The sequence below is a fragment of the Streptomyces sp. KL109B genome, assembly GCF_030766935.1.
GTDB lineage: Bacteria > Actinomycetota > Actinomycetes > Streptomycetales > Streptomycetaceae > Streptomyces.
The window spans coordinates 267,912-291,890 of record NZ_JASERL010000001.1; the positions used below are offsets into that span (position 1 = coordinate 267,912).

Annotated in this window: 20 protein-coding genes and 1 pseudogene; 11 read left to right on the forward strand and 10 right to left on the reverse strand. The window is 71.9% G+C overall.

Annotated elements, in window-relative coordinates:
* Positions 1-123: 123 nt before the first annotated feature.
* Positions 124-894, reverse strand: a pseudogene (locus RBJ65_RS01295) (ABC transporter ATP-binding protein); the annotation flags it as partial.
* 78 nt (positions 895-972) lie between these two features.
* On the reverse strand, positions 973-1,662 hold the full coding sequence (locus RBJ65_RS01300; RefSeq protein WP_306322862.1) for a bifunctional DNA primase/polymerase: 690 nt from the start codon (positions 1,660-1,662) through the stop codon (positions 973-975).
* A gap of 301 nt (positions 1,663-1,963) precedes the next feature.
* Between RBJ65_RS01300 and RBJ65_RS01305 the strand changes: the two genes are divergently transcribed.
* Both RBJ65_RS01305 and RBJ65_RS01310 read left to right on the forward strand, forming a co-directional pair.
* Positions 1,964-3,352, forward strand: coding sequence for a transcriptional regulator (locus tag RBJ65_RS01305; RefSeq protein WP_306322861.1), 1,389 nt, complete (start codon positions 1,964-1,966; stop codon positions 3,350-3,352).
* Positions 3,353-3,519: 167 nt separating this feature from the next.
* On the forward strand, positions 3,520-5,112 hold the full coding sequence (locus tag RBJ65_RS01310) for a hypothetical protein (protein WP_306332105.1): 1,593 nt from the start codon (positions 3,520-3,522) through the stop codon (positions 5,110-5,112).
* 21 nt (positions 5,113-5,133) lie between these two features.
* Here the strand turns inward: RBJ65_RS01310 and RBJ65_RS01315 are convergent, their stop codons facing one another.
* Positions 5,134-6,420, reverse strand: a complete 1,287-nt coding sequence (locus tag RBJ65_RS01315; RefSeq protein ID WP_306321224.1) for an ABC transporter substrate-binding protein — start codon at positions 6,418-6,420, stop codon at positions 5,134-5,136.
* 117 nt (positions 6,421-6,537) lie between these two features.
* On the opposite strand from RBJ65_RS01315, the gene RBJ65_RS01320 reads away from it, so the two are divergent.
* Together RBJ65_RS01320 and purU are read left to right on the forward strand one after the other, a co-directional pair.
* Positions 6,538-7,038, forward strand: a complete 501-nt coding sequence (locus RBJ65_RS01320; RefSeq protein ID WP_306321223.1) for a hypothetical protein — start codon at positions 6,538-6,540, stop codon at positions 7,036-7,038.
* Between the two features lie 31 nt (positions 7,039-7,069).
* On the forward strand, positions 7,070-7,942 hold the full coding sequence (gene purU / locus RBJ65_RS01325) for a formyltetrahydrofolate deformylase (protein WP_306321222.1): 873 nt from the start codon (positions 7,070-7,072) through the stop codon (positions 7,940-7,942).
* 29 nt (positions 7,943-7,971) lie between these two features.
* On the opposite strand, the gene RBJ65_RS01330 is transcribed toward purU, so the two are convergent.
* Positions 7,972-9,384: a zf-HC2 domain-containing protein gene (locus tag RBJ65_RS01330; protein WP_306321221.1), complete on the reverse strand. Its 1,413-nt coding sequence runs from the start codon at positions 9,382-9,384 to the stop codon at positions 7,972-7,974.
* Positions 9,381-9,956, reverse strand: a complete 576-nt coding sequence (locus RBJ65_RS01335) for a sigma-70 family RNA polymerase sigma factor (protein ID WP_306321220.1) — start codon at positions 9,954-9,956, stop codon at positions 9,381-9,383. The genes RBJ65_RS01330 and RBJ65_RS01335 overlap by 4 nt, the downstream gene beginning before the upstream one ends.
* A gap of 314 nt (positions 9,957-10,270) precedes the next feature.
* Here RBJ65_RS01335 and RBJ65_RS01340 point away from each other — a divergent pair, with 314 nt between their 5' ends.
* Complete coding sequence (locus tag RBJ65_RS01340; RefSeq protein ID WP_306321219.1) at positions 10,271-10,645, forward strand: STAS domain-containing protein; 375 nt, start codon at positions 10,271-10,273, stop codon at positions 10,643-10,645.
* An 81-nt stretch (positions 10,646-10,726) separates the two neighbouring features.
* On the opposite strand, the gene RBJ65_RS01345 is transcribed toward RBJ65_RS01340, so the two are convergent.
* Genes RBJ65_RS01345 through RBJ65_RS01355 form a run of 3 tightly spaced genes read right to left on the reverse strand, consistent with a single transcriptional unit; the run spans position 10,727 to position 15,273 of the window.
* Positions 10,727-13,981: a hypothetical protein gene (locus RBJ65_RS01345; RefSeq protein ID WP_306321218.1), complete on the reverse strand. Its 3,255-nt coding sequence runs from the start codon at positions 13,979-13,981 to the stop codon at positions 10,727-10,729.
* Between the two features lie 24 nt (positions 13,982-14,005).
* Positions 14,006-14,866, reverse strand: coding sequence for a serine protease (locus RBJ65_RS01350; protein ID WP_306321217.1), 861 nt, complete (start codon positions 14,864-14,866; stop codon positions 14,006-14,008).
* The gene (locus RBJ65_RS01355; RefSeq protein WP_306321216.1) at positions 14,863-15,273 is read right to left on the reverse strand and encodes a CU044_2847 family protein; all 411 of its coding nucleotides are present in this window, start codon (positions 15,271-15,273) and stop codon (positions 14,863-14,865) included. The genes RBJ65_RS01350 and RBJ65_RS01355 overlap by 4 nt, the downstream gene beginning before the upstream one ends.
* 221 nt (positions 15,274-15,494) lie before the next feature.
* On the opposite strand from RBJ65_RS01355, the gene RBJ65_RS01360 reads away from it, so the two are divergent.
* Positions 15,495-15,992: an EF-hand domain-containing protein gene (locus RBJ65_RS01360; protein WP_306321237.1), complete on the forward strand. Its 498-nt coding sequence runs from the start codon at positions 15,495-15,497 to the stop codon at positions 15,990-15,992.
* A 62-nt stretch (positions 15,993-16,054) separates the two neighbouring features.
* On the opposite strand, the gene RBJ65_RS01365 is transcribed toward RBJ65_RS01360, so the two are convergent.
* A complete protein-coding gene (locus tag RBJ65_RS01365; RefSeq protein ID WP_306321215.1) occupies positions 16,055-17,605 on the reverse strand; it encodes a class I adenylate-forming enzyme family protein in 1,551 nt (516 codons plus the stop codon).
* Positions 17,606-17,759: 154 nt separating this feature from the next.
* Between RBJ65_RS01365 and RBJ65_RS01370 the strand changes: the two genes are divergently transcribed.
* The 4 genes from RBJ65_RS01370 to RBJ65_RS01385 all read left to right on the forward strand — a co-directional run bounded on the left by RBJ65_RS01370 (position 17,760) and on the right by RBJ65_RS01385 (position 21,926).
* Positions 17,760-18,953: an amidohydrolase family protein gene (locus RBJ65_RS01370; RefSeq protein ID WP_306321214.1), complete on the forward strand. Its 1,194-nt coding sequence runs from the start codon at positions 17,760-17,762 to the stop codon at positions 18,951-18,953.
* Between the two features lie 13 nt (positions 18,954-18,966).
* Positions 18,967-20,115: an acyl-CoA dehydrogenase family protein gene (locus tag RBJ65_RS01375; protein WP_306321213.1), complete on the forward strand. Its 1,149-nt coding sequence runs from the start codon at positions 18,967-18,969 to the stop codon at positions 20,113-20,115.
* A gap of 2 nt (positions 20,116-20,117) precedes the next feature.
* On the forward strand, positions 20,118-20,975 hold the full coding sequence (locus RBJ65_RS01380; protein WP_306321212.1) for an acyl-CoA dehydrogenase family protein: 858 nt from the start codon (positions 20,118-20,120) through the stop codon (positions 20,973-20,975).
* Between the two features lie 495 nt (positions 20,976-21,470).
* The gene (locus RBJ65_RS01385; protein WP_306321211.1) at positions 21,471-21,926 is read left to right on the forward strand and encodes an ATP-binding protein; all 456 of its coding nucleotides are present in this window, start codon (positions 21,471-21,473) and stop codon (positions 21,924-21,926) included.
* Between the two features lie 67 nt (positions 21,927-21,993).
* Here RBJ65_RS01385 and RBJ65_RS01390 read toward each other — a convergent pair whose 3' ends face one another.
* Positions 21,994-22,920 (reverse strand): cyclase family protein, encoded by a 927-nt coding sequence (locus RBJ65_RS01390; RefSeq protein WP_306321210.1) that lies wholly within the window; start codon positions 22,918-22,920, stop codon positions 21,994-21,996.
* Between the two features lie 130 nt (positions 22,921-23,050).
* Here RBJ65_RS01390 and RBJ65_RS01395 point away from each other — a divergent pair, with 130 nt between their 5' ends.
* Positions 23,051-23,965, forward strand: a complete 915-nt coding sequence (locus tag RBJ65_RS01395; protein WP_306321209.1) for an SDR family NAD(P)-dependent oxidoreductase — start codon at positions 23,051-23,053, stop codon at positions 23,963-23,965.
* The last annotated feature ends 14 nt before the right edge of the window (positions 23,966-23,979 follow it).

The window sequence follows — 23,979 nt, forward strand, 5'->3', positions numbered from 1 at the left end:
TGCGGACTCGGGGCTCTGCCCCGGACCCCGCGCCTCAATCGCCGGCGGGGCTTGATGTGCCGGAGTCGCTTGATCGGCCGGAGGGGCTTGATGGGCCGGCGGGGCTTGGGGCGTTGGTTTGCTGCCCAGCCAGTCCAGGGTTCCGCCCTCGGTCCTGTCGTTCGCGCCCACCAGTTTGAGGAACGCCTCCTGCAAGGAGGCCGAGTCGCCTCGGACGTCCGGCAGGGGGCCCTGGGCGCGGATGCGGCCGGAGGCCATGACGGCGACCCAGTCGCAGAGGGACTCCACCAACTCCATGACGTGGGAGGAGAAGACGACCGTCGCGCCGGAGCGGGTGTAGCGCTCCAGGACGCCGCGGATGGTCTGGGCCGAGACCGGGTCGACGCCCTCGAAGGGTTCGTCGAGGAAGAGGACTTCGGGGTTGTGGAGGAGGGCGGCGGCGAGGCCGATCTTCTTGCGCATGCCGGTCGAGTAGTCGACGACGAGTTTGTTGCGGGCTCCGGCGAGGTCGAGTACGTCGAGGAGCTGGTCGGCGCGCTTGTCGACCTCCGCGCCCGGCAGCCCGCGCAATCGCCCGGTGTACGCGAGGAGTTCGTGGCCGGAGAGGCGTTCGAAGAGGCGCAGGCCCTCCGGGAGGACGCCGATGCGGGCCTTGACCTCGGCGGGGTCGGCCCAGACGTCGTGGCCCGCGACGTGCACGGTGCCCTGGTCGGGGCGGAGCAGGCCGGTGACCATGGAGAGTGTCGTGGTCTTGCCCGCGCCGTTGGGTCCGACGAGGCCGATGAACCGGCCTGCGGGGAGGGCGAGTTCGATCCCGGCTACGGCCGTCTGCTGCCCGAACGACTTCCACAGGTCGTGTACGCGTACCGCCGCGGTTTCCTCGGCCGAGGTCAACTGTGCCCGCCCTTCTTCGTCTTCGTGCGTGTACCGCACGATACGTCGGCAGGGGGCGGGTCACAGGGAGGCGACGCCTCAGGGGCGGCGGCGGCCTTCGCGGCCGCAGGCGTACGCCAGCGGGGAGATGAGCTCCTCCGCGTCCGGGAGCCAGCGGTTGGCGGCGGTGGGGCGGCAGGCCCACTGGACGGCGCCCTGGCTGCCGAAGCGGGTCGGGGGAGCGGCGACGTACTGCCCCTCGCCGAGCGCGTCGAGGTCGAGGGTGGCGGGCGGCCAGCCCAACTTCCGTACCAGGTCCGGGACTTTGAGCGTGGCGCCGGGCAGGACGAAGAACTGCATGCGCCGGTCGGGGGTGCAGGTGACCGGGCCGAGGGTGAGTTCCATGCGCTCCATGCGGGCGAGGGCGAGGAAGCCGGCGGTCTCCGGCACGTCGATCGCGTCGAACGTGCGGCCCGTGGGGAGGAGGATCGACGCCTTCGGCTGCTTCGACCACAGGCGGCGGGCCACGGTCGCGCTGCCGGTCGCCTGGGTCGCCCAGTCGGGGCGGGCGGGGTGCGCGCCGGGGGCGGGGCACTGGAGGGAGCCGCACGAGCAGCGTTGGACGCCGTCGCCGATCTCCAGCCAGGTGCCGGGGAACACGTCCCAGTGCCGCTCCTCCGCGTAGCGGACGGCGGTGTCCTGGAGGGATTCGCCGCGTTGCTGCGGGATCTGCCCGGCGGCGGTGACGGCTGCGGTGACGTCCGAGGTGCCTGTGATGGTCTCTTCCACGTCGTTCTCAACTCTCGCCGCCACGCAGGGTTACGGGCGCACGCGAGGGCAGGGCGGGAGCATCGTTCCCCCACGTGGGGCGCATGGATGCACGGGTGGGGGCGCGTGGGCGAGGCGGCAGCGGGTCGTGGGTAGTGCGGGGAGGTAACGAGAACGGCGACACGGCGGATCGGCGCCGCGCGGGCATGCGTTTGACACCCGTTTGTGGTGCATCTTCCGTTTCCACTCAGGGCAGTGATGATCCAACGACCGGCTGTTGACCTGCAGTCGGACTCCTTACGGGCACAGCAGGGGGTACGTCATGGCCGCTCGGCCTCTCGTAGCGCGACAGCCCAACGAAAGGCTGCAGGCGCTCATTCAGGAAGCGGGCTGCTCGAACGCCGGGCTCGCCCGCCGGGTGAACATGTGCGGTGCGGAGCACGGGCTCGATCTGCGCTACGACAAGACGTCCGTGGCGCGTTGGCTGCGCGGGCAGCAGCCGCGCGGGCGGGCGCCGGGCATCATCGCGGAGGCGCTGGGCCGCAAGCTGGGGCGGACGGTGACCATCGACGAGATCGGGATGGCGAACGGGAAGAACCTCGCCTCCGGTGTCGGGCTGCAGTTCTCGCCGACCGTGCTCGGCGCCATTGAGCAGGTGTGCGAGCTGTGGCGGAGTGATGTGGGGCGGCGGGACTTTCTGTCCGGTTCGTCCGTGGCGTCCTCGGCGCTCGTCGAGCCGAGTCGGGACTGGTTGATCTCTGTGCCGGACTCGCAGGTGGCGCGGTCGGCCGGGCCGCGGGTCGGGCCTTCGGACGTGGCGGCGGTGCGGGCGATGACGCAGGCGCTGACCGATCTCGACCATCAGTACGGGAGCGGGCACGTCCGCCCCGTGGTCGTGCACTACCTGAACAGTGTGGTCAGCGGGCTGCTCGCCGGGTCGTACCGGGAGGCGGTGGGGCGTGAACTGTTCTCCGCCGTCGCGCGGTTGACGGAACTCGCCGGGTACATGGCGATCGACACCGGGCAGCCGGGGCTCGCCCAGCGCTACTACATCCAGGCGCTCCGACTGGCCCAGGCGGCAGGGGACCGCGGTTACGGCGGGTACGTACTGGCCGCGTCCATGAGCCACTTGGCGGCGCAGCTCGGCAACCCGCGGGAGATCGCACAGCTCGCCCGCGCGGCTCAGGAGGGGGCGCGCGGGCGCGTGACGCCGCGCGCGGAGGCGATGTTCCATGCCGCCGAAGCGCGCGGCCACGCACTTCTGGGGGACGCGCGGTCGGCGCAGTCCTCCTCCTCCCGCGCGGTCGCCGCCATGGAGCAGGCCGACGGGCGCACCCGCACCGGTGACGACCCGGCGTGGATCGCGCACTTCGACCACGCCTACCTGGCAGACGAACTGGCGCACTGCCACCGGGACTTGGGGCAGTCCAGGGACGCGGCACGGTGTGCGCAGGAGTCGCTGGACGGGCACCCGGAGTCGCGGGCGCGGCGCCGCGCGATCGGCCTCGTGCTCCTCGCGACGGCGCAGGTGCAGCAGCGCGAGGTGGAACAGGCCTGCCACACGGGACTTCGGGCCGTCGAACTGCTCGGCACGGTGCGCTCGAACCGGGGCGCGGAGTATCTGGACGACTTCAGGGACCGCCTCGACCCGTACCGGGAGGAGCCGGTGGTGCGGGAGTTCGGGGCGCGGATGGAGTTGCAGGCGGCCTGAACGGAGTGAGGTGGGTCATAACGGGCTGAGCGATGGCTTGTTCCGTCGCCTGTTTTGTTACTCCCGTCACTGGGGAGGAATCCGGGATTTGAGGTGCGTAGCAAGGGCGTGCGAAGACCCGGTAGCGTGAGCCGACGATTCCGACCCCCCTACGTAGGAGTCTTACGGTGACGGAGCAGAGCGGACAGAGCGGGCAGGGCGAAGGCCCGCACCTTCCGCAGGCGCGGCAGGCGCACGAGGGTGTCGTGCTGCCCGCCGACGGCGGTGAGCCCCTGTTGCCGGGCACGTTCGGCGACCAGGCGGGGCCGGCGGGCGCGAGCCCGTGGGGCCAGCCCTGGGGGCCCGAGTCCCAGCAGGCGCACAACGCCGGGCCCATGCCGACGTACGACGGGTCCACGGCCGCGTACGACGGGTACGCCGGGTCCACGCCTACGTACGAGTGGGGTCAGCCGCAGGCCGGAGCGCCGCAGCCGCCGCAGGGGGCCGCGTCGATGCCGCCCGCGCCGCCGCAGGCGCCCGGCGCCCTGCCGCCGCAGCCGCCCACGCAGGCGCTGCCGCGCCAGCACGCTGAGGCGGGGCCGCTGCCGCCCGCCGCGCCGCCCGCGGCGGGCCCCTTCGACGGGGACGCCACGCAGTACATATCGCCGGCCGCGCAGCAGCAGGCGGCCCAGCCCCAGCCCCCGTACGCGGCCGGTTCCGCGCTGCCTCCGGAGGCCCCGGCCCCGGACGCCACGCAGTTCCTGGGGCGCGCGCAGCCGCTGCCCGACGCGGCGGCGCCGTCGGCCGGCTACGGGGCCTCTCCCGACAGCCAGGCCACGCAGTACATCCCGCCGGTTCCCGGCCAGCAGGCCATGCCGGGTGGGCAGCCGATGCCCGGTCAGCCGATGCCGGGACAGCCCCCCGTGCCCGAGCAGCAGCAGGGCTACGGCGTGCGTCCCGGGGAGCCCGGTGACCGGCAGCCGCCGGCCGAGTTCGACGCCCTGTTCCGTACGGAGCCGGAGGGCGGCGCCGGGGCGACCCAGCAGATGCCGCGCATCAACCCGCACGCGCCCGCGGGCCCCAGCATGGTGCCGCCCCCGCAGCAGTACGGGTACGAGCCCGAGCCCCCGCGCGGCAAGGCCCGCACCGGCTCCAAGGTGCCGCTGATCGCGGGGATCGGTGTGGCCATCCTCGTCGTGGGTGTCGGCGCGGGCGCCCTGATCAGCAGCAGTGGCGGCGACGACGACAAGAAGACCGACGCGACGAAGAACGTGTCGAACTCGGCGCCCGCCTCCGAGTCCCCCTCGCCCTCCGCCGACCCGGCCAAGGCGCAGGCCGTCGAGCTCGACAAGCTGCTCGGCGACTCCAACAACAGCCGCTCCGCCGTGGTGCGTTCGGTCGCGAACATCGGCGGCTGCAAGGCGCTGCCGCAGGCGTCGAAGGACCTGCGCAGCGCGGCGCAGCAGCGCAACAACCTCGTGACGCGCCTCGGCACGCTCCAGGTGGACCAGCTGCCCGACCACGCCGCCCTCACCGCCGCCCTCACCAGCGCCTGGAAGGCCTCCGCTTCGGCGGACGACCACTACGCGAAGTGGGGCGACCAGGTCGCCGCGAAGAAGGGCGCCCTGTGCAAGAAGGGGCACGCCAAGGCGACGAACGAGCGCCGGGCGGGCGACGCGGCGAGCGGCACGGCGTCCAAGCAGAAGCAGCAGGCGTCGAAGCTGTGGAACCGGATCGCGGGCAAGTACGGGCTGACCGAGCGCTCGGCCGTCCAGCTGTGAGCTGACCGGCGCCCCGGACGGCTACGGGACCTTGGTGAGCGTGTCCGTCACGTCCACCGAGGTCTTCCTGGTCGCCTTGAGGCGGCCGGAGACGACCTTCTGGAACGTGACCCGCGCGTTGACCAGGCGCGGGAAGTCGCCGGCCGCCGACATGCGTTCGTAGCCCCAGCGCAGCGGCGGCGTGAGCCCGCCCGTCGTGACCTGGAGGTCGTGGTCGAGGGCGGTGCGCACGGTGCCCGAGGTGACCTCGCGGTCGCCGAGCGACTCGACGACCTGGCGCAGCACCTCGTACGCGATCCAGGTGGTCTGCACGCCCGCGTCCGTCGGGTCGATCCGGTTGTCGCCGAAGGCCTGCTCGTTGATCGCCCGGTTCATCGGCTCCCAGCGCGGGTCGTCCGACGCCGGGTACCAGCCGGTGACGTACGCGCCTTCGTACGGGCTCCGCTCGCCGCCGGTGCGGTTGACGACGGTCTGGTCGAGGCTGCCGAGGACGGTGGCGGTGCGCACCCCGGGGTAGTCCTCGCGCAGCCGCCGGAACGAGTCGAAGAACGTGTTCGTACGCTCCCCGAGCACGGCCACGACGCAGCCCTCGCCGTGCGGGGCGCGGCTCGCGGTGTCGAGGGCGCGGCGGGCCTGGTCGGCGTAGTCGGTGGCGTCTTCGGCGGTGAGCAGGTCGACGGCGGCGGGGCGGTCGCGAAGCGCGAGTCCTGCGTCGAGGAGCGGCGCGAGCTGGTCGCCTGCGACGGAGTCGGGGCGGACGAGGACGGTGCGGGCGCAACTCTCGGACAGCTGTTGGCCGTTGCCCGCGAGGAGGGCGGGCTGGCCGCCGTTGACCGGGTACGACAGCGGGCTGGCGAACTCCGCCTCGGTGGCGCCGTAGCCGCCTATGTAGGGGATGCCGGCGGATTCCAGCGGGGGCAGGAACGCGTTCGAGTGCTGGCTGTACGAGCCGACGACCGCGACGGCGTGCTGGTCGACGGCGGACCGGGCGCACTTCGCGGCGTCCACGCTGTCGTTGTGGTCGTTGCAGGTGAGGACCCGCAGGGGGCGGCCGCCGATGCCGCCGTGGGAGTTGATCCAGCGCGCGTACGCCCGCGCCATCGCCGGCATTCCGGGCATGTTCGTCGCGCGGGTCTGCTCGGGGGCCCAGGTCATCACCGTCACCGGCTCCCCGTCACTGCCCTTGGCGTCGCCCGGGACGAGCCCGCACCCGGCGACCAGGGCGGCGCCGAGGAGGACGGCCGCGGTGCGTGTGTGGCTGCGGGGGATGGTGCGGTTACGGGTGGTGCTGGGGCGCCTGCCGGTCATGTGCCCGCACGATTCCGCCACGCCGCCAACGGCTCTGTGACCCGTGGTCAACGCGTGGTGACGATGAGGTGAATTGCGGGGGTCCTGAGGGGCCCGAGTGGCCGGGACGTACGATCGATGACCGTGCAAACCTCGGACAAGTCTTCCCGCCGCGGCCGTCGCTCCACGAAGATGGGCGGCATGCCACTCAACGACATGCCGTGGTGGCGCTGGCGCAGCAACGTGCGTTCCGCGCTGCACATGCTCTCCGACCCGTCGTTCCAGCGGGACGTCTGGCAGGCAGGCGTGGACGGGTACGGGGACGTGACCGACGCCGTGTACCGCCTCGTCGAGGACACCTGGCTGGACAACTGGTCCGCCGAGAAATACGTCGGCACGATCTTCCGGGACTCCCAGGAGGCGGCCCTCGTCGACTCCGCCGTGCTGCGGGTGCTGCGGATCATGCACCAGGTGGGCCCGGACGCCCCGGTCGCCGCGTACCTCGACCACGAGGGCTGGCCGGAAGCCGTCCGCGCGGCCCGTGACGCCCATGTGAGGCTCGCCACGAGCGACGGCGACGACCCGGAGACCGTGCCGCAGACCCTCGAGGTGCTGCGGATCATGACGAGGGCGGCGTAGCGCCGTCCGCGTGGCCATTACCCTTGGCCCCATGAACGCGCAGTCCGCATCCGGCCCCGAGCAGTACGTCCTCACCCTCTCCTGCCCCGACAAGCAGGGCATCGTGCACGCCGTGTCGAGCTATCTCTTCATGACCGGCTGCAACATCGAGGACAGTCAGCAGTTCGGGGACCACGACACCGGACTGTTCTTCATGCGCGTCCACTTCAGCGCGGACGCCCCGGTCTCCGTGGAGAAGCTGCGGGCCAGCTTCGCCGCGATCGGTGACTCCTTTGAGATGGACTGGCAGATCCACCGGGCCTCGGACCGGATGAAGGTCGTCCTGATGGTCAGCAAGTTCGGCCACTGCCTGAACGACCTGCTGTTCAGGGCGCGGATCGGCGCGCTGCCCGTCGACATCGCGGCGGTCGTCTCCAACCACACGGACTTCGCCGAGCTGGTCGCCTCGTACGACATTCCCTTCCACCACATTCCGGTGACGAAGGACACGAAGGCGCAGGCCGAGCAGCAGGTGCTCGATCTGGTGCGGGCGGAGGGCGTCGAGCTCGTCGTGCTCGCCCGGTACATGCAGGTGCTCTCCGACGACCTGTGCAAGCAGCTGAGCGGGCGGATCATCAACATCCACCACTCGTTCCTGCCGAGCTTCAAGGGTGCGAAGCCGTATCACCAGGCGCATGCGCGTGGCGTGAAGTTGATCGGTGCGACCGCGCATTACGTGACGGCCGACCTCGACGAGGGGCCGATCATCGAGCAGGAGGTCGAGCGGGTCGGGCACGACGTCACGCCCGACCAGTTGGTGGCGATCGGCCGTGACGTGGAGTGCCAGGCGCTGGCGCGGGCCGTCAAGTGGCACGCGGAACGCCGCATCCTCCGCAACGGCCACCGCACGGTCGTCTTCGCGTAGTCAAGCCCAGGGGCTTACAAGGCAGGCCGCTACATACGGCTCAGCGCAGCCGTCGCGGACAGGACGTCGCGGATGGCCTCCCGGTCGCCGACCTGGCCGGCGGCCGCTTCCTCCGGAGGTATGTGGCCGGCCGCGAGGCGGCAGAATTCCACGCCGTCGAGGGCCACGTGAGCCACCTCCCGGTCGGCGGAGCCCACCGCCGCGGGGGAGTCGAGGGCGATCAGCCACTCGCCGCCACCCGCCCCTTCGACTTCGAGGCGCAGGCTGCGGCCGGGCCGCCCGGCCGTGACCAGCTCGTGCGCGGGCCCCGCGAGCCCGCTCCGGCGGCGCGCGGCGAGGGAGCCCGGCAGGAGTCGCGCGGCGAGGTCGATCATCCGGTTGAGGTGGCGCGGGGCCGGCGGCTCGTACGGGTAGTCGACCGCGTCGGCGATGTCACCGGCGTGGATCCAGCACTCGAAGGCCCGGTCGATCATGGCGTCGCGCAGCGGAAGCTCGAACGTGCCGTACGAGACGGGGAGTTGGCCGGAGCCGCCCGCCCCGCCCTCGTCGGAGCCCGCGAAGGACACGGTGCGGATGACGGCGTGCGACTGCTCGCGCCAGGGCGCCCGCACCGCGCGCGTGGGCGGGAAGTAGGACGCCTTCCAATGCGCCTCGGTGCGCGCGGCGGGCCCGAGCCCGACGGGGGCAGGGGAGCCAATGGGGTCTCCCCTGCTCGAACGCAGTTGAGTGCTCGGAGAAGGGTCCTCCAGGCCGAGGGCCCGGCCGACGATCCCGTCGACGCTGGTGAGGTGGGAGATCACCCCGGCGACCGTGGTCTTCCTGCCGACCTGCTCCACCCCCTCGTACCAGCGCAGCCGCACCGGCGCGTGCCATTCGCCGTCGCCGATGTCCTGGAGCAGCGCGTCGAGCCGGGCGGTCTCCGCGTCGTACGGAGTGGCCCAGCCGGGCACGGGGATGCGGGCGGGGCGCCGGGTGAGGCAGCCCTCCAGGACGCGGGAGCGCAGCATCGGGTCGAGGTCGAGGCTCTCCTCGGCGTGCAGCAGTCCGACGGCGTCGCGCAGCCGCAGCGCCTCCTCGGCGCAGGTGCCGCAGACGCCGAGGTGGTCCTCGACGGCGGCGGCCTCCTCGGGCGAGCAGGCGGCCAGCGCCCACGCGCCGAGCAGCGACTTGAGGACGGGGTGTTCGAGGGCGAGGGGTTCGGGCAGCGGGACGTCGGGGAGCGGCCGTCCGGTGTCCTCCACGGAGGAGCGGGGGGTCGGTATCCAGGCCCGGTCGGCCTCGCCGGCGCTTCCGGCGCCGTCGTTCCTTCCGGTTCCGTCGTTCCTTGCGGTTCCGTCGTTCCTTGCGGTTCCGTCGTGCTGTCCGGCTCCGTCGTTCCTTCCGGTGTCCTCGGGCTCCTCCTCGTACGGGCCGAACCGGTCCGGGCCGTTCGCCGCGCTCACGCCGGCCTCCCGTAGCTGCGGCCGGGAGGCGGCCCCGCGTCGTGGGCCGTCGACAGGAGTTGCAGGCCGAGGCGGAGCCTGCGGCGGGCCTCGTCCTCGGTAACGCCGAGGTCGGCGGCGGTCTGGCGGTAGTCGCGGCGCTGGAAGTACGCGAGGTCGAGGGCTTCGCGCAGCGGGGCGGGCATCGACGTCACGATGTAGTCGGCGCGGGCCGCCGCGGAGGCGCGGCGCACCTTGCGCTCCAGGTCCTCGGTGGTGCCGAGGCCGGTGCGCACGAGGGCGGCGGACTCGGTCTGGCGCAGGCGCTGCACCGCGTGCCGGTGCGTGAGGGTGGCGATGAAGGAGCGCAGTGGGCCCTGCTTGGGGTCGTACGCCTCGGGGTTCTCCCAGATCTGGGTGAAGACGTCGCGGGTGATCTGATCGGCCGCGGTCTCGTCGTCGAGCACGCGGTGTGCCAGGCCGTGCACGAGCGAGGCGAACCGGTCGTAGAGCTCGCCGAGCGCCGCCGCCTCCCCGTGGGCCAGGCGCTGCTGCATCCTGCGGTCCCAGCGGGACGGGGTGTCCTTGGGCATGGGGCCCCCTCACCGACTGCCCGAACTACTTGCCTTCTCCTCGAATGTAGCCTTCGCCACCGACAACGCACTCCCCTTTGCCGCATTGTGCGCCCCCTGAAGGCAGTGGGTGATAAAGACCATCCGGCGAGGCATTACGAAAAGGGCGAAAGCTGGCGAGCGATTTGGTTCACATGTGACCGGCCAGGGCTTAACCAGGCCATATGTGATAGGTCTGCGGGAGTGTTTCATCCCGGTGCGGCAGGGCAGCCGCGCAGAAGAAACGTAGGGACAGATTCCGGATAGTCGATATTCCCGAACGAGAGGCGTGGCGCGTGGCGCTCAAGGTGACCGAGTCAGGGCAGGGCGACTGGGCCGTCGTGTGCGTGTCGGGCGAGATGGACCTGGTGACGTCCCCGGCGCTGCGCCAGCAGGTGCACGAGGCGGTGGCGGACGGCCGCCGCAGCGTCGTGCTCGACCTCTCCGACGTGCTGTTCTGCGATTCCAGCGGGGTCGGCGTGCTGATCGCGTCCCGCCGTCTGATGCGCTCCTGCCAGGGCCGGCTGCGGCTGATCCTGCCGGCCCAGGGCGCGGTCGACGGCTCCCACGTGAACCGCGTGCTCGGCGCCCTCGGCGTGCGTCGGCTCTTCGACGTCTACCCGGACGTGGCCTCCGCGGTGGACGACGACGCGGCGCCGATGTCCGCGTAGTCCGCGTAGCGCTCGTAGCGCTCGTAGCGCGACGAAGGTCCCGCCCACCGGCTCAGAACGCCAGGTCGTCCCAGGCGATGCTCACCCTTCGGTGAGGGACGGGCGGGGTGCGGCCGGGAGTTGGGGCCGCGCCCATGCCAGCAGGCGGGCACGCTCCTCGGCGAAGGTCGGGTCGGCCGGGTAGTCGAAGTGGGCCCGGATCGGGGTGGGCAGGGGGTGGGTGGTCGTGCGGTCGTAGGTGAGCGGGTCCTTCAGCCGGCGGTCGACCAGGGGGCCGTCGTCGCCGGTGAGGCGGATGGGGCCGCCGATGGGGTCGGTGTCGCGCCACAGGTTCCGCCAGCCGCCCACTTCGCGGTGCAGGGCGGCGAGTGCCTGCGGCCCGAAGTAGGCGGGGAACAGGCGGCCGTGCAGGCGGTCCAACGGCGATCCGTAGGTGAGCAGTTGGACGTGTCTGCGCTGTGCCGGGCTCAGCTGCCACAGGGCCGCGACCGCGAGCACGCTGCCCTGTGAGTGCGCCGAGACCAGGATCCGGCCGCCCTGTTCCTCGCTCCACGCCGCCATCCGCCAGGCGAGGTCGGGCACCGCCCGCTCCGAGTAGGAGAGCCGGGCGAACGGATGGGCCGCCCGCGGCCAGAACGTGCCCAGGTCCCACAGGACGCGCAGCAGCCCGCGCGAGTTCTCGTTGTGCGAGGCCCTGCGGCCCGAGTTGAGGAAGAGCAGGACGCCGCCCGCGATCAGCAGGGAGCCGCTGGTCTGCGCGCCCGATGCGATCCCTTCGAGCAGAGCGGACATGTCGGCCGCGGCCCGGCTCGGTGAGACCCCCGTGGCGTAGGCGCCGACCAGGGAGACCGAGGTCAACAGCGCGACGGCCACGGCCAGTACGGCCACCAGGGCGGGGACGGAGTCGGGGAGCCGGGCGCGGGCCATGGCGCCCGCGATGCGTCGCTCGCGCAGCGCGTCCGGGGCCGCGTCCCAGTGCTCCTCCCGCACCAGGGGAATCAACCTCCGTGTCGTCAGGCGCAGTTGGGTCGCCGCGAAGAGGGTGAGTAGGAGTACGACGCCGAGCAGCAGGGGGATGGCGGTCATCTGCCAGGTCGCCACCGCAGTGGGCCCCGGGATGGTGCTGTCCTTGCGGTAGCCGGTCAGCCAGTCCGAGAGCCCCTGGGCGGCGCCCCCGGCGAGCATGTTGTAGAGGAAGCAGGCCAGCATGACGACGGCGGCCGGGGCGAGGCCCGCCAGCGGTGTGCGCGGACCCGGCGTGCGGCGACGCAGCAACCGGCCGGTCAGGGCGAGCGCGACCACGATCAGGCCCTGGACCAATTGCCCCAGGGAAGAGAAGACCTCGCTGCCGGGCAGCCGTCCGGCGGAGACCCAACCCGGGCGTGACCACCCCGCGTAGCCGGCGGCGAGAAGAACCAGCGCGATGGCCGCGAGGGGGACGGCCCGTACGAGCGCCGCGTCGAGCCGTTGATCGATGCGGTTCTCCGAACGGGCGCGGCGGCAGACGACGTAGACCACGACGCTCATGCCCCCGCCGGACGCGGTCGTGAGGAGCACGCCGAACAGCAGCAGCGCGTCCGGACCGCCGGGCCCCCGGTCGAAGCCCAGCGGGGCGACGCACAGCATCAGGGCCACGACCAGCAGTCCGGCCGCCGTGTGCATCGCGGTCAGCCGGGACACCAGGCGCCGCCCGTACCAGAACCCGGGGCGGGCCAGCGCGGGCCGGTCGGGGGCATCGACCTCGTACGCGGTCTCCGGCACGGGCGGCCGCTGGGACTCGTACGCCTCCCAGGTCTGCCGCGACAGCAGCCACAGCAGGTAGATGAACCCGCAGGGCGCCAGCGCTCCCAGGGCGAGCCTGCGACCCGGCTGACCCCACCACGTGGGGCCGTCGGGCGACACCGAGACGTACTCCAGCCACAGGCGCTGCCCCTCGGCGCAGGCGGGGGTACCCGCGCACTGCCAGGCGATCAGGTCCATGGACAGGGCGCACACCGCCGCCACCACCATGACGGTGAGGCTGAGCGCGGCCAGCCGGACGAGCAGGCCGTGCGCCCGCACCGTCCGGGACCCGAACCGGACGGGCGGGCGCATCCAGTGCGCCAGGTTGACGGCCATGAACGGCAGCAGCAGGAACCACAGCACGCGGCCCGGGTTCCCGGGAGCGAGGCGGGCCCAGCCGTACGCCTCGGGGACGGGGCGGCCGGCGTAGTCCTCCGGGCGGGACTCCGCGTCCACGTCGGCGTCTCTGCGGTACAGCCCGGCGGTGTCGTCGCCGCCTGTCTGCACGACGCTCGGGTCGCCCAGCATGCGCTCGGGGGTGGCGCCGTCGATGCCGTGCACCAGCAGTTCGAGGATGAGGGGGTCGGGGGCGTGGTGCGGTCGTGGGATGTGTTGTCTCGGGGCGGGCTGTTTCGGGGCGGGCTGTTTCGGGACGGGATGTTCCGGGACGGGCGGTGGTGCCGCTCGGGTCGCGGCCGCGCGTGCCCGGCGGGTGGCCGCGTGGGCGCGCGTCAGGCTCGACCGCACCGCCTTCGCCTGTGGGTGGCTTCGGCCCAGCGTGGTCGACGCCCGCTGCGCCGCCACCGCGAGCACGTCGGTGAGCCGCTCCATGCCCGCCAAGTCCCCGTCGAGCGATGCCACATGGTGCCGGGTCGAGGCCAGCACGGCCAGCGGCTCCAGGGCGCGCGGATGGTTCTCGCCCCAGCGGTCGATCTGCTGCTCGCACAGCTCTTCCAGGCCGAGGGCGAGGCGGCGAGTGGACTCGTGGTCGTCCTCGCGGGCGTGGGCGAGGAAGAGGACGGACGTGGCGCGCAGCAGTAGTTCGAGGCGCGGCCCGGGGTCCTGCACCCTACGACTCAGTCGGACGCCGCGCTGGGCATGTTGCCCGGCGAGCGGCCACTTCCCCAACTCGGCCGCGCACACGGCGAGGTTGGCGTTGGTGCGGGCCACCTCGATTCCGTCGCGCGCCACCCTCAGTGCCTCCGTCAGCGCGGTCAGCGCCGACTCCAGATGGGTACCGCCCGCGTCGATGAACACGGCGGCGAGCCGGTTGTGCACCGCGCACCGCTGTGGCGCCGGGACCCGTGACGATTCGGTCCAGGACGCGGCCACCTCCAGCGCCGCGTCGAGCTCGGCGGTCAGTTCGAGGTCGCGCAGTATCGCGACGAAGTACGCGAACTGGCGGGCATCGGCGGGGGATTCGAGGAGTTCGGGGTCCTCCGGGAGGGCGGCGACAACAGTGCGCAGCGGGGTCCGCGCGCCGGGCCCGCCGCGCACCGCGCGCTCGGCGGCGGCGATCCGCTCGGGCCACCCGAGGGCCGTCCCCTCAGCCATGGGTGTCCTCAGCCATCGGTGTCCTCAGTCATCGGAACCCCGCAGGAACTGTTCCTCCAGGGTGTCGAGGGCCCGGTCGCGGCGTGCGGCCGCGTCCTCCGGCGTGATCAGGTCGTCCTCCAGCAACTGCCGCAGCCGACGCAGGAAGCCGTCGACCCCCTGGCCCCGCGAGGTCGGGCGGGCCACGTCCGCCGGGGGCCGGGGGCCGGGCAGGACCACCGGTTTGCCGTTCGCCGCGTCGCGCAGGTGCGGCAGGTCGAAGTACGGGAACCGCTCCATGGCGTCCAGGAGTGAGGCCGCGTACGCCACGTTGGTGTCCGGGCTGCCGTCCGCGCGGCTGAGCTCCTGCTCCATGAGGAGGCCGACCAGCGCGCGCCCGCCCTCTCCGTCGGCGCCGCTCTCCTCGCCGTGGCCGCTCTCCTCGGCGGCGACGTCGACCGGGCTCCCGGAGTACCCGGCGAAGTCGTGGACCAGCTGGTCCACGGTCAGCTGGAGCCCGGTGAACTCGCCGTCCGCGTCGCTGCGGTGCACCGTCGGCGCGTGGGTGACCCAGCCGCTGAGCAGCGTCTTCTCCCGCGGCGGCCGGTAGCTGCCGCGCCACGCGACATCCGCCCGCGGACGGTCGGTGGGCGGCGCGGGCGGAAGGTCGTGGGCGTGCGCGTCCTGGACCGCGATCAGCGCGAGGTCCACGTCCGTGATCCGGTCGCACACCCGTCCCCGCAGCCGCCGCCCGTCGGGGAGGCGCAGGCCGAGGGTCGCGTCTGGGCCGGAGGAGGGGGCCAGGCAGTGCAGCGCGGTCAGCACGAAGGTGCGGGTGACGAGGACTCCGGCTCCCAGGTGCAGACCGTCCTCGTCGATGTGCACCCAGTACGCCGCCGTGCTCATGCCTGTCCTTCGGCCCGATCGGACGGGGCGGACGGGGCGGAGGGGGCGGAGGGGTCGGAGGGTTCGGTCCTGTCCACGGTGAGGGTCACTTCCAGCGACGCCTCCGCCGATGCCTTCGACAGGATGACGCCCGCCTCCGCCGCGAGGGTCAGACCGAAGGTGACCTGCACACTGCTCACCGCCCAGCCGTGCCGCTCGGGCACCTGGGCCAGCGAGTCCTGGGCGAGCACCGTCGCCTGCCGGATGGCGTCCTGGACCTCGTCGGCGCGGTCGGCGAGCGGTGCCGAACGTCTCGTACGGCTGCTGATCTGGCGGGTGCCCCGGGCATCGGTGTCGACGGTCTCGATCCGCACCGCGGCGGACCGCGGACCGGGCCTCCGCTGTGGTGGCTGTGCCTGTTCCGTCATCGACACCCCCGAGTCGTCGCCGCCCGGACAGCGTAGACCCGGGTCCGGCCGCCGTGGGCGGAGTTGCCGGACCCGGTGGATCCGGCCGGGCGGAGATCCACACCGGTGTACCGGTTCTTCACCGACCTTGACACAATCGCCGCAGTTCGGGGCGTGCGCGCACGGCACCGTCGTACGCTCCGATGCGTACCACCCAACGACCCGAGAGGCGGCCCATGAGCATGGACGAGCGGAGGATCGCGGCCCGGTTCGCCGGCTTCGACCAGGACGGCAACGGATACATCGACCGCGAGGACTTCTACGTCGCCGCGAAGGCGCTGCTCACCGAGTTCGGCGTCACGGCGCGGTCCGGGCGGGGGCAGGCGTTGTTCGCCGGGGCCGAGGCGTTCTGGCAGGGCATGGCCGGGATCGCGGACGTCGACGGGGACCAGCGGGTGACCCGTGAGGAGTTCGTCACCGGGGCCGTGAAGCGGTTGCGGGACAATCCGGATCGGTTTGCCGAGATCGCCCGGCCGTTTCTGCGGGGGGCGATGGCGGTGGCCGACGCGGAGGGGGTCGGGGTGAGCCCCGACACCGCGCAGCGTGTTCTGAGGGTGGTCGGTGTCGAGGCGGAGGTGGCGCGGGCGGCGGTTGCGGCGCTGGACGCGGATGACGCGGGGCGTATCTCGGAGGACGTCGCGGTCCGTGCCTTCGCGCGCTACTTCACCGTTCCGGAATAGCGACACCGTCATTGCGCCCACCCGGCGTTGCGGCCCCGGGGCGCTGCCCCGGACCCCGCTCCTCAAGCGCCGGAGGGGCTTGATTGGCTGAAGCGGTCCCGCAGTTGGTACTTGAGGACCTTGCGGAGCGTTTCGTTGCGCGGCAACGCGTCCATCACCTCCAATTGTTCCGGCAGCTTGAACGTGGACAGGCCCTGTTCGCGCAGGTACGTCGTGAGGGCCGGCAGGGTCAACTCGGTGGCGCCCTCGCGCAGTTCGAGGACCGCGCAGACCCGTTCGCCGCGTTCCGCGTCCGGCAGGCCGATGACGGCCGCCTCCTGGACCGAGGGGTGTTCGTGGAGGAGGTCCTCGATCTCCTTCGCGGAGATGTTCTCGCCCTTGCGGATGATGACGTCCTTGGCGCGGCCGGTGAGGACCAGGTGGCCGGAGGGCAGGACGTGGCCGAGGTCGCCCGTGATGAGGAAGCCGTCCTCGTCGAAGGCCTCCGCGGTCTGGCGCGGGTCGAGGTAGCCCTGGCAGACGGCCTCGCCGCGCAGTCGTACGGCGCCGTCGACGCCCGGCGGCACCTGCTTGCCGTCGGCGTCGACGACGCGGATCTCCATGCCCTCGGGAGGGCGGCCCTCCGTCGTGGCCAGCATGTCGGCGGTGTCGTCCGGTGCGCCCATCGTGATCATGGGGACTTCGGACATGCCGTATCCGTGGGTGAGTTGGACGCCCATCTCGCGGACGACCGAGTGGTAGACCTCCGGCGGTTTGGGCGCTCCGCCGCCCGCGAGCAGGCGGAGGGACGGGATCAACTTCTCGTCCGGCTGCTTGCGTTGTTCGGTCAGGAACATCGAGTAGAAGGCGGTCGAGCCGCCCGCGACGGTCACTGAGTGGCGCCGGTACTCGCCGAGGGAGTCCGGCATCGCGAAGTGCTCGAACATCGCCGCGGGGAACCCGTACAGGAGCAGCATCACCGTGTAGTCGGGGCCCGCTATGTGCGCGTACGGGAAGGCCATCGAGCCGACGTCCGAGGCGGACAGGTGCAGGGCGTGGGCCAGGCAGGAGCCGCCCGCGATCAGCGAACGGTCCGTGTGCAGCACGCCCTTGGGGTCGGAGGTGGTGCCGGACGTCCAGTAGATCCAGCGGACGTCGGTTCCGGAGGAGGGCGGCGGCGGGAGCGTCGACGGGTCGCCGGTCGGCAGGTCCTCGTACGCCTCGAAGATGCCCTTCGCGCCGAGTCGCCGCGCCATTTCCGTGTGGTCGAAGCCGCGCCACGTACCCGGTGTCGCGAAGAACTCGGCCTTCGACTCCCGTAGCGCGAAGCCGACTTCGCGGTCCCGGTAGAAGGGGATGATCGGCGACTGCGTCGCGCCGATGCGGGCGAGGGCGAAGGAGAGCAGGGCCGTTTCGATGCGGGTGGGCAGTTGCCAGGCCACCACCGTGCCGGGGCGGATGCCCAGGTCGTACAGGCCCGCCGCGATCCGTTCGGCGTCGTCGCGCAGTCCGCCGAAGGTGAGGGTGCGGTCGCCCTGGAGGAACACCGGGCGGTCGGGGGTGAGTTCGGCCCGGCGTTCCACCAGGTCCCAGAGCGTGCGCGAGGCGCCCAGGGCGTGTGCGGTGTCGGTCATCTTCCGTACCCCTTCGAGGTCACGGCCATCGCCGTCAGCTGACGGGTTGTCAGATATGGCTGAGAGCGTAAGACCGCGCTCCTTGTCGGTCCAGGGGTGCGGGGATAGCCTGGAATCTGACGGGCCATCAGATGACGAGATGTCAGGGGTGCTCATGACTGAACTGCCGCGCATCGTCAGCGTCGACGACCATGTGATCGAACCGCCGCACCTCTTCGAGACCTGGCTGCCGGCCAAGTACCGGGACAAGGGGCCGAAGCCGCTGACCGAGGGGATCGGTGAACTCGCCTACGTGGCGGGCAAGTACCAGATCACGATGGACCCGGACGGTCCGCCCACCGACTGGTGGATCTACGAGGACCTCAAGTTCCCGTACAAGCGCAACATCGCCGCCGTCGGCTTCGACCGCGACGACATGACCCTCGAAGGCATCACGCGCGCGGAGATGCGGCGCGGGTGCTGGGACCCGAAGGCGCGCCTCGCGGACATGGACCTCAACCACGTCGAGGCCAGCCTCTGCTTCCCGACGTTCCCGCGCTTCTGCGGGCAGACGTTCGCCGAGGCGCACGACAAGGAGGTCGCGCTCGCCTGCGTGCGCGCCTACAACGACTGGATGGTCGAGGAGTGGTGCGGCGACAGCGGCGGGCGGCTCATCCCGCTGTGCATCATCCCGCTGTGGGACGTCGAGCTGGCCGTCGCGGAGATCAAGCGCAACGCCGCGCGGGGCGTGAAGGCCGTGACCTTCTCCGAGATCCCGACCCACCTGGGGCTGCCGTCCATCCACTCCGGCTACTGGGACCCGTTCTTCGCCGTGTGCCAGGAGACCGGGACCGTCGTCAACATGCACATCGGCTCCAGCTCCCAGATGCCGGCCGCGTCCCCGGACGCGCCGCCCGCCGTGCAGGCCTCGCTCAGCTTCAACAACGCGATGGCCTCGATGATGGACTTCCTGTTCAGCGGGGTGCTGGTCAAGTACCCGCGGCTCAAGCTCGCCTACAGCGAAGGGCAGATGGGGTGGATTCCGTACGCCCTTGAGCGTGCGGACGACGTGTGGGAGGAGCACCGGGCGTGGGGCGGCGTGCGGGACCTGATCCCCGAGCCCCCGTCCTCGTACTACTACCGGCAGATCTTCTGCTGCTTCTTCCGCGACAAGCACGGAGTGGCGTCCCTCGACACCGTCGGCCGGGACAACGCGACGTTCGAGACGGACTACCCGCACGTCGACTCGACCTTCCCGAACACCAAGGAGGTCGCCCTCGACCACGTGAAGGGACTCGACGACGAGACGATCTACAAGCTGATGCGCGGCAACGCCATCCGCATGCTCGATCTCGACCTCGACAAGTAGGGGCCCGGAGTCCATGGACCTCACGTACACGGACGAGGAAGAAGTGTTCCGGGCGCGGCTTCGGGAGTGGCTGGGCGGCGTGCTGCCCACGCTGCCACCGAAGCCTTCGCCCGACGACTGGCCCGGCAGACGCACGTACGACATGGGGTGGCAGCGCCGCCTGTACGACGCCGGGTACGGGGACGTGCACTGGGACGCCTCGCCGACCAAGCGGCTCATCTTCCTTGAGGAGACGGAGAAGGCGGGAGCGCCCTACGTAGGCGCGAATTTCGTCGGGCTGCTGCACGCCGGGCCGACGATCGCCGCGGAGGGCAGCCCCGAGCAGCGGGATCGGTGGCTCGCGCCGATCCTGCGCGGGGACGAGGTGTGGTGCCAGGGGTTCAGCGAACCCGACGCGGGATCCGACCTCGCGTCCCTGCGCACGCGCGCGTGGCGCGACGGGGACGACTACGTAGTGAGCGGTTCGAAGATCTGGACCTCGCACGCCGAAGTCGCCGACTGGTGCGAACTCCTTGTGCGCACGGATGCCGATGCCGCGAAGCACAAGGGGATCTCCTGGCTAGCCATGCCGATGGACGCACCGGGGATCACGGTGCGGCCGCTGCGCACGCTCGCCGGGTCCACGGAGTTCGCCGAGATGTTCCTCGACGAGGTCCGCGTGCCCGTCGGCAACCGGGTCGGCGCGGAGAACGACGGCTGGCGGGTGACCATGGTGACCCTGTCGTTCGAGCGCGGCACCGCGTTCGTCGGCGAGGTCGTCGCCTGTCGGCGCGTGCTCGGCGAACTGGCGGCCCACGCGCGCAAGACCGGCCGCTGGGACGACGCCGTGCTGCGCCGCGAACTCGCGCTGCTTTCGGCCGAGTTCAGCGCGCTGTGGCGGCTCACGCAGTGGAACGTGAGCGAGGCGCAGGCCACGGGTGGGGTGCCGGGCGTGGGCGGGTCCGTGTTCAAGCTGCGGTACTCGCACGCGCGGCAGCGGCTGTACGACGTCGCGGCGCAGGTCCTCGGCGCGGCGGGCGCGCTCGACATCGGGCAGCAGTGGACGCTCGACCGGCTGTCGTCCTTGTCGTACACGATCGCCGCCGGCACCTCGCAGATCCAGCGCAACATCGTCGCCGAGCGGATCCTCGGACTGCCGAAGTCCTCGAAAGGGGGAAGGTAGGCGTGCATTTCCAACTGACCGAGGAACAGCGGGCGTTGCGGGACGGGACGCGTGACCTCCTTGAGGGGCGGTTCGACCGGGACGCGCTGCGGGCGGCGGTCGACCGGCCCGGCGTCGACCGGGAGTTGTGGCGCGAGCTGGGCGAGGCAGGGCTTTTCGCGCTCTGCCTCCCGGAGGCCGAGGGTGGCGTCGGGCTCGGACTGCCGGAGGCGGTCGTCGTGTTCGAGGAGTGCGGGCGGGCGCTGCTCCCGGGGCCGTTGGTGGCGACGTTCCTCGCGGCGGGCGAGGTCGAGGGCGCCGCGTCCGGCGAGACGGTGGTGACGGCGCCGTACGGCTCGCTGCTGCCGTGGCGGGACGCGGCGGACGTGGTGCGCGGCGACACGGCGGGCGCCCGCCCGATCGCCTCCGCCGACCCGCTCACCCCCCTCCACGCACTCCCCGAACCCGCCCCCGTCCCCCTCGAAGCGACCCTCCTGTACGCCGCCGAACAGCTCGGCTCGGCCGGGCGAACGCTCGACATGGCGGTCCAACACGCCCGGGACCGTGAGCAGTTCGGCCAGCCGATCGGGGCGTTCCAGGCGGTGAAGCACCTGTGCGCCGAGATGCTCGTGCGGGTCGAGCTGGCCCGCGCCGCCGTGTACGCCGCGGCCGTCACCCGCGACCCCGTGGAGGTCGCCGCGGCCCGACTGCTCGCCGACGAGGCCGCGACGCAGGGCGCCCGCGACAGCCTCCAGGTGCACGGCGGCATGGGCTTCACCTGGGAGGCAGACGTACATCTGCACCTGAAGCGGGCTTGGCTGCGGGCCGAGTTGGGCGGCAGCGCGCGGGGTGCGGAGGAGGTGCTGGCGGCCGCGCTCTGACCCGCGTACGAGATCTCGCGAAGGCGCCGCGCGTCCGGAAAGCGAACGCGCGGCGCCCGGAGCGGACGGCCTGAGCAAGGGTGCACGCACAGTGACGGTGCGTGGTTATCGGGTTGTGTCCTGCGGGGGGCTCGTCACGGCGCGGAGTCGGCCTCCGGCTCCGGTACCTTGTGGCAGATGCGAGTGGTGCTGAATCCGGGCCAAGGCGCCGGTGTTGCCTCCGAGGCGGCTCCGGGGCTCGCGATGTGCGCCGCTCGCAGCGCGCGGCGGGGTTTCACACCCGCCTGTTCGAGCGCCGGCGAGGCGCGTCGCACAGTATGCCGCACGCGTACTCCTTCGCGCTGGAATATGCCCGAAGCGCTTGTTGGGGTGACTGTACGTCAACCATGCTGTGTCTCAAGGGGTTCACGTTCCGTGATCCCTCTCACTGGACAGCACGGTAAGTGGCGCGAGGCAGAACGCCAGCGGTCCCGCCGGATTCGGATGGTGTGAGCGGTGCAGGTGCTTCAGGTTCAACTGGAGGTCGGAGCCGACCCCGCGGAGGTGGGGCGGGCCCGTAGGTGGGCGCGCTCGCGCCTCGCCGGTTCGGGGATAGAGGCCGACGAGTCATTGGCGGAGACGCTGATCCTGATCGTCTCCGAACTGGTCACCAACGCCGTGGTGCACACGGGCCATCCGGCCGTGCTGCGCATGGCGCTGCCCAGCGACGTCCCCGCGGCCTGCCTCGGCACCGTGCGCGTGGAGGTGGTCGACACCAGCGCGCGGCCGCCGACGCCCCGGCACGCGGACGGCGAGGAGACGAACGGGCGCGGGCTCGAACTCGTCGACGGTCTCGCGGACCGCTGGGGCTGGCAGGCCGAGGGCGCGGGCAAGGCGATCTGGTGCGAGATCGACCAGTGCGCGGCGGCGACGAGCGGCGCGTTCTCCGGTGTGACGTTCGAGGCGGTGTGACCGCACACGAAGTGGCGCGGCCTCCCGAAGGGGCCGCGCCACCTTTCGTTTCCGGCTGGGTTTCCGGTCAGAACACCGCCACCGGAGCCACCGGCGTCCCCGTCCCGCCCTTGAAGGGCTCCGGCATGGCCGACAGCAGGAACGAGTAACTCCCGATCTCTCCACAGGCTGTGGACAAAGTTTCCAGATTCCAGTTCTGGCCCTGGAGCATCCCCATCTCGACCAGGTCGAGCGCGTGCACCGGCAGCCACAGGTTCTCGATCTCCGGCGGGAAGATCTCGAAGGTCAGGGTGTCGTTCGCGACGGCCGCCACGTCCCGCGCGTGGAACCACTCCGGCGTACGCACCGAAAGGCCCGGTGACGGATAGCCGTAGCCGTGCTTGTCCCCGGCCAGGTACACCTGGATCTGCCCCGTCCGTACGAGCACGATGTCGCCGGCCCGCACCGTCACCCGCCCGAACTCGGCCGCCTCGTCGAGGTCTTCGGGCGTGACCGCGTGATCGCCCGGCAGCCGGTCGACCCCCTTCGCCGCCGCTACGTCGAGCAGCACGCCGCGCGAGACGATGTACGGCGCCTTGTCGATCCCGCTGAACTGGGCGCCGTGGTGCGCGGTGATGGTGTCGGCGGGGCGGCCGTTGTAGAGCTTGCCCGAGTGCGATACGTGCGTGAGGGCGTCCCAGTGGGTGGCCGCCTGGAGGCCCATCGTCACCGCGTCGTCGCTGGTGGCGACGGTCTCCGGGCCGAAGATCTCCTGGTTGATCTGCACCATCGTGTGGAACGGGTTGATGCGTCCCGGGATCAGGCCCGACTGGACGCCGTCCTCCTTGAGGGGCAGCGCGAGCGGGACGCGGCGGCCCGTGCGGACCTCGGTGGCGGCCTCGCGCACGACGTCGTCGGTGACGAGATTCAGGGTGCCGATCTCGTCGGCCTCCCCCCAACGCCCCCAGTTGTTCACGCGTTTGGCGATGTCGTGGAACTCGGCGGGCAGGGGCATGGGGTCCTCCCGGGTGTGGTGTTCCAGATCTTGTGCTCCGGCGTCTTGTCTTCCGGCGGTCGGCAGGTCGTACACTCCGACCGGAGTGAAAATCTAACGGACCGTCAGAAACCGCGGGAAGGGGCCGGGCATGGGGAACTTCTTGGCAGGCAAGGTCGTCGCCGTCACGGGAGCGGGGCGAGGCATCGGGCGGGCGGTGGCCCTCGCGTGCGCGGCGGAGGGCGCCAAGGTCGTCGTCAACGACTACGGGGTGTCCATAGAAGGCGGAGAGCCCACGTCGGAAGTGGCGCAGGGCGTCGTCAAGGAGATCGAGTCGGCGGGCGGCACGGCCGTCGCGGTCGCCGACGACGTGTCCTCCATGGCCGGCGGCCAGCGCATCGTGGACACGGCCGTCAGCGAGTACGGGCGGATCGACGGCGTCGTCTGCGTCGCCGGGATCCTGCGCGAGCGGATGCTGTTCAACATGTCCGAGGACGAGTGGGATCCGGTCGTCCAGACCCACCTCAAGGGCACCTTCACCGTCTTCCGGGCCGCGGCCGCCGTCATGCGCAAGCAGAAGTCCGGCACGCTCATCGGCTTCACCAGCGGCAACCACCAGGGCTCCGTCGCCCAGGCCAACTACAGCTCGGCCAAGGGCGGCATCATCTCGCTGGTGCGCAGCGCGGCCCTCGGCCTCAACAAGTACGGCGTCACCGCGAACGCCGTCGCCCCCGTGGCCCGTACCCGCATGTCGGCGAACGTGCCGATGGAGCTGAAGGAGATCGGGGAGCCCGAGGACGTCGCCGCGTTCGTCGTCTACCTGCTCAGTGAGCGGGCCCGCGAGGAGCAGATCACCGGGCAGGTCTACACGGTCGCCGGGCCGAAGATCGCCGTGTGGGCGCAGCCGCGCGAGCTGCGCGCCGGGTACGCGGAGGGCGGGTCCTGGACGCCGGAGAAGATCGCCGACTTCCTGCCGGGGGCGGTGGGCACCGACCCCATGCCGATGCTTGAGCAGCTCCAGGAGATGGCTCGGGCGGCGGCCGCCAAGGAACGGCCCAACCAGTAACGGACGGGGGTGGC